This is a genomic window from uncultured Campylobacter sp. (genome assembly GCF_937997595.1).
Classification (GTDB): Bacteria; Campylobacterota; Campylobacteria; order Campylobacterales; family Campylobacteraceae; genus Campylobacter_B.
On record NZ_CALKTS010000083.1, the window covers coordinates 1 to 1,697 of the forward strand.

Annotated in this window: 2 protein-coding genes; both read right to left on the reverse strand. The window is 44.3% G+C overall.

Annotated elements, in window-relative coordinates; translation table 11 throughout:
- Window positions 1-580: 580 nt before the first annotated feature.
- Complete coding sequence (locus tag Q0614_RS03075; RefSeq protein WP_298786449.1) at window positions 581-892, reverse strand: hypothetical protein; 312 nt, start codon at window positions 890-892, stop codon at window positions 581-583.
- The gene (locus Q0614_RS03080) at window positions 889-1,356 is read right to left on the reverse strand and encodes a hypothetical protein (RefSeq protein WP_298786451.1); all 468 of its coding nucleotides are present in this window, start codon (window positions 1,354-1,356) and stop codon (window positions 889-891) included. The genes Q0614_RS03075 and Q0614_RS03080 overlap by 4 nt, the downstream gene beginning before the upstream one ends.
- Window positions 1,357-1,697: the final 341 nt, after the last annotated feature.

Sequence of the window (1,697 nt, forward strand, 5' to 3'; positions counted from 1 at the left end):
CCTAGAGGGGCGCATACTAAACGTAGGCTTTGACTCGCACGGCAAAATTTTAAGCTTAGACGAGATCGTGCAAATTTTAGAGCAAAGGCAAATCACGACAAGACATTTGTGATCTGGGCTAAACACGAACAGCCGCAGCATTGATTTAAAGCGTAGCTGCGAGTGCTTGGCTCGTCCTTGTTACGCGAAATTTTATTTGCGCCGCCATAAAATTTTTATAGAATTCGCACGAAAGCTCATTATCAAGCACGTGTTAGCTTAATCCGCGCTGCTACGAAATCCGTTTACGACTAAATAAATCTTTGCTTGCCTTGCTAAAATTTTATCCCTTATCTTGTCAAATTTTGCTTGCATTGTTACGGATTTTGCAGGCTCTACGCACTATTATTAGGCTATGGCAGTGCAAATCCTTTATGGAATTTGAGGGAGAAATTTATCCAAAAAATTCAAGTGCAAAATTTGAACTATGGATTTTGTGCGCGGATTTGCGCCGCAAAATTTGTGTCCAGAATCGTGCTTAAAAATCCCATTTAAATTTTTGGCGCCGCATTCTGACAAGGCGCGAAAAATTTTGAAGCTTTTAGAATTTTGGTGCGTTCTTACATAGCCTAGCGTTTAAAATTATATGAGAACGACGTCCGCTAGCTCTAGCGCGCACGTATCGGTGCGTCGCGAAGCAAAAAAGCTCATCGTTATCGCAGAGCGTGGCTAAGCAATAGATGAGAGCGTTAAACTCATCGCTACCGTCTATGCTTAGCGTAAAAATCTGGCTAAACGGCGTGACATAAAAATATAGCGTGATATCTCCGTAGCGGTTGTATAAGGCGCTAAAGTGCACTTTTTCAATCGGGAATTTTGTGTCGTTTTGAGTGATTAAATTTTTATCGCTCACATAAATTCCCTTGTGCACGGCATCCCAAAAGACCTACAAAAACACCATATCATGCAAAAGCCGGCTAGCAGGATAGTTATATTAAAAACTACGCCGTATTCTGCTTTAAAGCATAGCGCAAGCACGCCTAAAACGGGGATTAAGACTAGCAAAGCAGCGATTAGTTCAAGCCCGCTTCCGCGCTTTTTATACTCGCATAGGATGCATTCATCTGCGTCCAGCTGCACTTTGGGCGCGAGCGGGATACGCACTGCGTAGCGAAAGCTAGCCCCACAGCCATGCAACAGCTTCTCGCTCAATGCTTCAAAGCCGCTTTTTGCCGAGATTCTTGCGCGCCCTAGCACCCTAGCGTTTGCCGCGTCGCTCACCGCCGTATCGCCTTCTGATGCTATGCCAGACGCAGCCTCTAAGCCAGCTTGCCTAAACTTGGCTCTTTTATAGCTTACCTCATCAATATTTATCATTGTTCCATCCGGTGAAATTTGTAGCTATTTTATCGAATGGCTACGTAATTTCGGATAAATTCCACGGCGCGAAATTTTATAAAATTTCATATGGCTTACGCTGCGTATTCTGCAAATCGGCGGGCAAAATTTTGCGGACGCGACCGAATTGCATGCGTAAATTCCGCCGTCAAATTATAACCTAGCGCAAATTTTACGAACGGAATCGCTAGCTAAATTTAAACCCACGCGGTTAAGCCCAGCAAGCCCGCCTGCTAAAATTTCGTTCGCGCAGAATTTCATTTGGGTAAAGTTAAAATTCCAGCCGAAACTCCGTCTCTCCAGGCTCGCTTCTGCACGAA